Source organism: Kribbella sp. NPDC054772, assembly GCF_053611945.1.
Map to the genome: position 1 here is coordinate 194,196 of NZ_JBSHBJ010000010.1, position 7,223 is coordinate 201,418.

Below are 7,223 nucleotides of genomic sequence, written 5' to 3' on the forward strand. Positions count from 1 at the left end.
GCCCCCGGCCCGCCGCCCCCCCCCCCCCGCGCCGGCCCGCCCGCCCCCCCCCCCCCCCCCCCCCCCCCCCCCCCGCGCGGGGGGGCCCCCCACCTCGGGGATCACCGCAGCTGGTAGGCCCGGGTCACGGTCTGCTCGACCGTGGTGCCGTCAGCGTCGGTGGCTTCGACCTTCAGCGCGACGAACCCGTTGGTCGTCCGCGGCGCCTTCACGACTCCGGTGGCGGTCGCGCCCCCGGTCGTCGTCACCGCGGCCGGCGTCCAGGTCGCGCCGTCGTCGTACGAGGCCGACAGCTTGACGCTCTTCAGCTTCGGAGCGGCCAGCCCCTTCGGGTACCGGAAGCTCAGGCCGATCGGCACTGCCTGGCCCGCCCGCACACTGTTGTCGAGAGCAACGTTCAGGTCGTAGTCGACCGACAGCACCGGCAGCAGGCTGCGGTCGGTGTGCGCCGACACGAACGTCCAGGCGGTGTTCACCTTGTTCGACGTCGCCTGCTGCTTGCTGACATCGAGCACCAGCTTGTACGTCGCCTGCTGCGGCACCATCGGCCACGACACCGAGCTGGCAGGTGCCGACCCGAGCAGCTGACCATCACGGTAGACAGTCGTCTTCTTCTGCTCCAGGTTGCTCGGCAGGCTGACCCACTGGCTGCTGTTCTGGCTCAGCAAGGCGGTCACATCCACCCCACCGAGTTCACCGATGCGTACGGCGCCGTCCGGGTGGTTCGGCGTGATGGCCGAGCGAACCACCGGCTTGTTCCACGCCTGGCTCGTGACCTGCCCCGGCTGGAGCACCCTCGGCAGAGACTGGACCGCACCGCCCATCGGCTCCCAGATACCGGACGGCGACACCAGCTCGAAGGTCCGCACTCCGGTGCTGACGTATTCGGTGAGCTTCCGCGGCATCGCGTTCCGCTTCAGCGTCATCACGATGAACGTCTGCGCATCCGACAGCAGCATCCGCGCGTAACCACCCGGTGCGGCCGGCGTCGCGGAGTAGAAGCTGCTGTCGACCGTTGCCAGCTCCCGCGAGTCGACGCGGTACTGCTGCGCCGCGCTGATGCCCTGCTGGGTCTTCAGCACCTCGTAGGTGTACGCCGGCACCGCAGTACCCCGGAACAACAGCTTGGTGTCGCCACGAGCGGCCAGGGCCGCCAGCTTGGCCCCCGGCTCGCCGGACAGCGTCAGCGCGGGGATAGCGGTCGGAGTGGTCTTCAGGACCATCGCACCCCAGTCGCCAGGCGTGTCGCTGTAGATGACGACCACGCCGGCACCTGCGGCGGCCGCGTTCGTGATGACCTGGTTGGTCGAGACGGCGTCACTCCGCTTGACCAGGGCCACGTTGCCGCGGACCGACGTACCAGCGAAGTCCTCTGGTCGGCCTGTGCCGGTGTTGACCACGCGGAGCAGGCGTGTGCCGTCGATGCGGGCGGAACCTGCCCAGCCGTCGATGTACTCCGGTGCGAGGCTGTAGACGCTTCGACCGATCACCTGCGTCGACAGCTCCGGTGCGTTGGTCGAGAAGTGCAGCCGGTGCTCGAGCAGCTCTTTCTTACCGGTGGACGGGATCGCCCAGAGCTTGGTGTAGCCAGGAGCGTCGGACTGCAGCTCGTACCGCAGCGGGTTGGTGTTGCTGAGGAACGACAGGCTCATGCGGACCTGGTTGGCCTGACTCGGCTTCGGCGTCTGCAGACCGACCTGGTGCGCCTTGGTGCCGTCGAACGTCAGCGCGCGGTCCTGGTCGAGTACTACGCCGGACTCCGCGCCGTACACAACCTCGCGGGCCTGCAGGTAGTCCGGAGTGAACCGGTAGGTCATCGACTCGAACGCGTACTCACCACGCGGCAGGTTGAGCTGCACCGTGCCCTCGGTACCCGCGAAGTAGTACATCTCGGCCGGCTTCGGGTTCTTCAGGTCGAACACGTAGACCGTGCCGTACGACGACGCCGGTGCGTTCTTGTCGTGGTCCTTCACGTTGATCGTGACGTTGAACCGCTCGACGTCCTGCACGAAGCCGACGGCCGTGGTGACAACGGTCTTGCCGTCCGCGGACGTCGCGACCACGTGCTCGCCGTACGAGCCGGTGGGCATCGTGCCGCCGGTCAGCGTCACCGGTACACCGGCAGTGCCGTGCGCCGGGATCGTGACGGAGTCCGCACCGAGCTTGAGGGCTCCGGCCGGGACAGTAGTACCAGCGGACTTCCACGCCAACGAGAGGGTGACTGCCTCATCGCCGTTGTTGGCGTAGGTGAGCTGCTTGACGTCCGGGTCGGTCGAGCCGAACGGACGCATCCCGAAGTCGACGACACCGTCGGCGGACACGGTCTGCTTGAACGCGCGGCTGACATCGACCCGGCCGGCACCCTGCAGGTAGACAGAGGTGTCAGCGGTGGTCTTCGCCGTGCTGATCAGCTGGTTCTTCAGCTGGGCAGGCGTCCAGTCCGGGTGCTCCTCTGCCAGGATCGCAGCGGCGCCGGCAACGTGCGGGGTCGCCATCGACGTACCGCTGGCCGCCGTGTAGTTGGCGTCCACCGGGTGGCCCATGGAGGTGCCGGCCGCGCGGGCGGCGACGATCTCCGAGCCGGGTGCGGTGATCTCCGGCTTGAGGCCGCCGTCCGCCAGCGGGCCGCGGCTGGAGAAGTAGGTGACCGCGTCGTCGTGGTCAACGGCGCCGACCGTCAGCGCGGACTGCGCGTCACCGGGCGAGCCGACCGTCGAGTCGGCGGGGCCCGAGTTGCCGGCCGCGATCGTGAACAGGACGCCGGTCTGCGCGGTCAGGGTGTCGACGGCGTCGACCAGCGGGTCCTCCTCCTTCGGACGGGCCGGTCCGCCGAGGCTCATCGAGACGACCTTGGCGCCGGAGTGCGCGGCCCAGTCCATGCCGGCGAGGATGTCGGACTCGGCGCCGGAGCCTTCGTTCGAGAGGACCTTGCCGATGACCAGTTCGGCGCCCGGCGCGACACCGCGGTACTTGCCGCCCGACGCCGCGCCACTACCGGCGATCGTCGAGGCGACGTGGGTGCCGTGACCGTGGCCGTCCTGGACCGTCTGGCCCGGGACGAAGCTCTGGCTGGTGGCGATCTTGCCGGCCAGGTCGGGGTGGTTCAGGTCGACGCCGGTGTCCAGGATCGCGACCTTGACGCCGGTGCCGTCGTACCCGGCCGCCCAGGCGTCGGGAGCGCCGATCTGCGGGACGCTCTTGTCGAGCAGGGCGTGCATCTTGCTGTCCAGCCAGACGTGGTCAACGCCACCTGACAGCTTCGCCTTGGCGCCCGGCACCACCGAGTCCCAGAACGAGGCGGTCGTCTTCTTGTCCGCGGTCAGCGCCGCACCGCTGATGCTCGGCAGACCACGCTTCACCTTGGTCCCCACGGGGGCGGTCGGCGCGACGCCGCGTGCAGAGGCCGAGCGGCCGGAGTACCGGACGATCAGCGGGATCGAGCCGCTGTGCGCGTCGTCGTACCCCTGCGCGACCAGGCCGGTGACGTTGAACAACTGCTGGTCGAGCTTTCCGGACGCGATCATCGGCTCGGCCTCGGCCGGGATCACATAGACGTCCTTGCCGACGGCGTAGCTGCGGAAGTTGCCCGCCGAACCGGCGTGCGGGGTCACCGCCACGGCCGGCTTCCCAGCGGACGTCGTCAGGGTTGCGACGTCACCGGTCACCAACGTGACCTTGGACGCCGGTTGCTGCGCCGCTGCCGTGGGCGTGACCCCGGCCGCGGGGGTCGGCGCGACCGCGGGGGTCGGCGGCCCGGCGGAGGCGATCCCGCTCCCCGGCACCACGAGGGCGGCGGCGAGCGCGACGCCGAGCAGCATCGATCTTCTGGTTGCCATCTGGGTGGCCCTCCTTCTTGCCGGATTCCTTTCCGGTGGCGGAAAGCCTCGCCGTGCCGACCGGGGTGCCGCTACGGATCCGCCTGGCGATCACCCGACATGACGGGTCGCCGCCAGCCTGTAGGCGGTCTCGCGCTCCGTAGTTATCCACATACTTGAAGTCACCGTGCTGGGAGCCGTCGAATCACGGCACTCTCTTGGGCAAGGAGATTGGCGGCGAAAGGGACGGGATGGGAGAGCTGGACTGTGAACCGGCGGACGTGACCGCGCTGGTGGCGTACCTGCGCGACATCGGGCAGCACGAACTACTGACGTTGGAGGAGGTGAACGAGCTCTCGCACTGGATCGAGGCCGGGCTGCTCGCGGCGGACCGGCTCGGTGCCGACCCGGGGCGGCATGATCCGGGTGACCTGCGCGCGGTGGTCGCGCTCGGTCGGCATGCGTGGCAGCGCATGATCGAGGGCAACCTGCGGCTCGTCGTGTCCCTGGCCCGGCGGTACGGCGGGAAGGGCATCTCGCTGCTGGACCTGATCCAGGAGGGCAACATCGGGTTGATGCGGGCGGTCGAGCGGTTCGACCACCGCCTCGGCCACCGCTTCTCGACGTACGCGATCTGGTGGATCCGGCAGTCGATCGGCCGCGCGATCTCGGACCGTTCCCGCCTCGTCCGGATGCCCGCCCAGGCGTACACCGACGCGTCGCGACTCGCCTCCACCCGGCACGAGCTGATCCAGGAACTGGGCCGCGAACCGAGTACGCCGGAGCTCGCGCGGGCGACCGACCTGACCATCGCGAGGATCGAGCGGGCGCAGGCCTGGCGGATGCATCCCGAGACGCTGGACCTCGACGACGCGGATCCGGTGATCGACGACGACCCGATCGTGCTCCGCGCCGCCCTGCGACGTGATCTCGCACACCATCTGCAGTTCCTCGACGACCCGCACCAGTCCGTGCTGCACCACCGGTACGGGCTGCTCGACCACATCCCCTGCACAGTGGAGGAAACCGCGACCCACCTCGGAATCACCCCGGACAAGGTCCGCACGCTCGAACGCGAAGCGCTGCGGCACCTGCGACGCCGCGCGCTCCCGCAGCTCCGTGACTACGTCGCCTGACAACGGACTTGGAGGGGCTGGAATGATGTGGGTGTGAGACTTCTGCGTACGGCCTGGCCGCGTGAGTTGACCGATGCCGTCGCGGCGAAGGCGCGTGCGGTGACCGGGCGCAAGGAAGACATCCTCGCGGCCGTGCAGCTGGCCAACGGGCGCTGGGCCGCCGGCACCCGAGCGGCCGTGTACCTGCCCTCCGACTCCGCGGACGCCGACCGCCGGGTCGGTTGGGAGGCGATCGAGCGCGCCAACTGGGACTCCGAGGCGTCGGTCCTGCACATCTTCGAGACGACCGCCTTCGGCACCCCGTTGCGGGCGACCGAGCTCAAGGTCGAGGACCCGGCGCGGTTCGGGCAGCTGCTGCGCGAGCGGGTCGACGCGAGCATCGTCGTACAGCGTCATGTCCCCCTCGCCGGCAAGCGCGGCGTACGCATCGTCGCGCGCCGGAGTCCGGCCAGCACGGAGGCCGAAGTCCTCTGGAACGCCGTTCTGGACAAGGGATTGGAGCCCGACCAGCCGGGCGTCCTGGACGCCGCCGACGCCGCGCTCCGAGAGGTCCGCGAGGAGTTCGGAATCTGACCCCGCAGGCAGCCGAATCCCGTTTTTGTAGTTCGTCACCTGCCTGCTAACCTACTCAGGTCCTCGGGATTCGGGGCCAAGCAACACCACGATCCCGCGTAGCTCAATTGGCAGAGCAGCCGGCTGTTAACCGGCAGGTTACTGGTTCGAGTCCAGTCGCGGGAGCAATACACCAGCCGGTCTCCTCCTCGAGGAGGCCGGCTTTCTCATGTCGAGGGTGGGCACATGTTCCGACAATCCTGGCTGGTCCTGCTCGGCGCTCTGCTTCTGCTGAGCGGCTGCGGCACAGATCCCGCGGCAACATCAGAGCCACCTCCAGGACCGCGGCTCGCGCCGACTATTGCACCGACCCCGTCGCCGACTCCCCCGCCGCCGCCCTGTCCGGCATCCGGCCCCGCCATCGCCGTCGGACCTGTGGAGGCGGCGCTCGGACATCGAGCCGTGGTTTTGAAACTGACGAACTGCCGCTCCACGCCGATCACCCTCGACGGATACCCCGAGCTCGCCGTCCTCGACGCCCGGCACCGGACGATGAACGTGAAGGTGACGCGCGGATCGTCGTACATGGCGATCGACAGCGGAGCCACGCGAATCGTCCTGCACAAAGGGCAAACAGCACTCGCCGCCGTCTCCTGGTCGAACACCGTAGAGGTTGCCGAGGACAAGGTCTCCGGCGCCTACCTGGCGATCACCGCCCGCGCGGACGACCGCCCTGTCGTCCGGCCGGTCGACACGGATCTCGGCACAACGGGCAAGGTCACGCTCACTGCCTGGTGCCTAACGTTCAAAAACTGAAAATTCGCCCCAACCACTATTGGCCTAGACCAGCCCAGGCCGTAGCTTCCTCCCAGATCCCGAGGGGGGCCTCGGGGATGAAGGGGAAGGAACCCTGTGAACATCAAGAAGGTCTGGACCACCAAGGGCGGCCGGCTGCTGGTGGCGGCCGTGCTCGGGGCCGGCGTGCTGGTCGGAGTCACCGTGGCGGCGAACGGCGCCGTACGGCCGGACTGCAAGAGTCTGTCGTACCCGCTCTGCCCGCGGTCCGTCGCCGCCTCCCAGGTGGTCGACAACAGTCTGCCGGCCAGCAAACTCACGAAGACCGACCGGGACGCGTTCCTCAAGGACACCGACGCGTACGGGAAGTCCGGCGTGGCGGCCGACTTCAAGGCCAAGCCGATCGACAAGATCGGCGGCTCGTTCAAGACGAACAAGACGAAGATCGGTGAGTTCACGCTGAAGCCGGGCACCTGGCTGCTGAACTCGACCGCGTTCTTCGCGCGCACCACCGCCGGCGCACCCGGCACCCGGCCGGAGCTCGCCCTGCGCGTCGGCGCGACCGCCTCGGCCTTCGGCGACGACTTCGGCACCATCCTCGGCGCCGAGATCTCCCCGGCGAAGGACCGCGAACTCACCGGCTCCACCGTGAAGGTCGTGACCGTCGACAAGACCACCACCGTCGAGGTCTTCGCGTTCGGCTACAACGACGACGCCAGCTCCGCCGGCAGCGGCGAGATCGACGCCTCCGCGTCCGTCACCGCCGTCCTCGTCGGCTGAGACCGACAAGCTGAAACGCACGACTGACTGAACCACGAGGCGGGGGGGGCCGCGCGCCGGGCGGGGGCGGCCCGCCCCCCCGCGCCCCCCCGGCCCCCCCGGGGGGCGGGCGCCCCCCCCGGGGGGGGGGGGGGGGGGGGGGGGG

The 7,223-nt window shown here is 69.5% G+C and carries 5 protein-coding genes and 1 tRNA gene; 5 read left to right on the plus strand and 1 reads right to left on the minus strand.

Going from position 1 to position 7,223, the window contains the following annotated elements:
* Positions 1–101: 101 nt before the first annotated feature.
* Positions 102–3,836, minus strand: a complete 3,735-nt coding sequence (locus ACWGID_RS18900) for a S8 family serine peptidase (RefSeq protein WP_452198149.1) — start codon at positions 3,834–3,836, stop codon at positions 102–104.
* 230 nt (positions 3,837–4,066) lie between these two features.
* Here ACWGID_RS18900 and ACWGID_RS18905 point away from each other — a divergent pair, with 230 nt between their 5' ends.
* The 5 genes from ACWGID_RS18905 to ACWGID_RS18925 all read left to right on the plus strand — a co-directional run bounded on the left by ACWGID_RS18905 (position 4,067) and on the right by ACWGID_RS18925 (position 7,078).
* Positions 4,067–4,951, plus strand: a complete 885-nt coding sequence (locus ACWGID_RS18905) for a sigma-70 family RNA polymerase sigma factor (protein WP_452198151.1) — start codon at positions 4,067–4,069, stop codon at positions 4,949–4,951.
* 33 nt (positions 4,952–4,984) lie between these two features.
* Positions 4,985–5,524: a hypothetical protein gene (locus ACWGID_RS18910; RefSeq protein ID WP_452198152.1), complete on the plus strand. Its 540-nt coding sequence runs from the start codon at positions 4,985–4,987 to the stop codon at positions 5,522–5,524.
* Positions 5,525–5,616: 92 nt separating this feature from the next.
* A tRNA-Asn gene (locus tag ACWGID_RS18915) sits at positions 5,617–5,689 on the plus strand.
* Positions 5,690–5,749: 60 nt separating this feature from the next.
* Positions 5,750–6,319 carry a DUF4232 domain-containing protein gene (locus ACWGID_RS18920; protein WP_452198154.1) on the plus strand — a complete coding sequence of 190 codons (570 nt, stop codon included), beginning with the start codon at positions 5,750–5,752 and terminating at the stop codon, positions 6,317–6,319.
* A gap of 96 nt (positions 6,320–6,415) precedes the next feature.
* Positions 6,416–7,078, plus strand: coding sequence for a hypothetical protein (locus ACWGID_RS18925; RefSeq protein ID WP_452198156.1), 663 nt, complete (start codon positions 6,416–6,418; stop codon positions 7,076–7,078).
* Positions 7,079–7,223: the final 145 nt, after the last annotated feature.

Excerpts from the sequence above, each read along its gene's own strand:
- ACWGID_RS18900 (WP_452198149.1), bottom strand. The coding sequence starts at position 3,836 with ATGGCAACCAGAAGATCGATGCTGCTCGGCGTCGCGCTCGCCGCCGCC.
- ACWGID_RS18905 (WP_452198151.1), top strand. The coding sequence starts at position 4,067 with ATGGGAGAGCTGGACTGTGAACCGGCGGACGTGACCGCGCTGGTGGCG.
- ACWGID_RS18920 (WP_452198154.1), top strand. The coding sequence starts at position 5,750 with ATGTTCCGACAATCCTGGCTGGTCCTGCTCGGCGCTCTGCTTCTGCTG.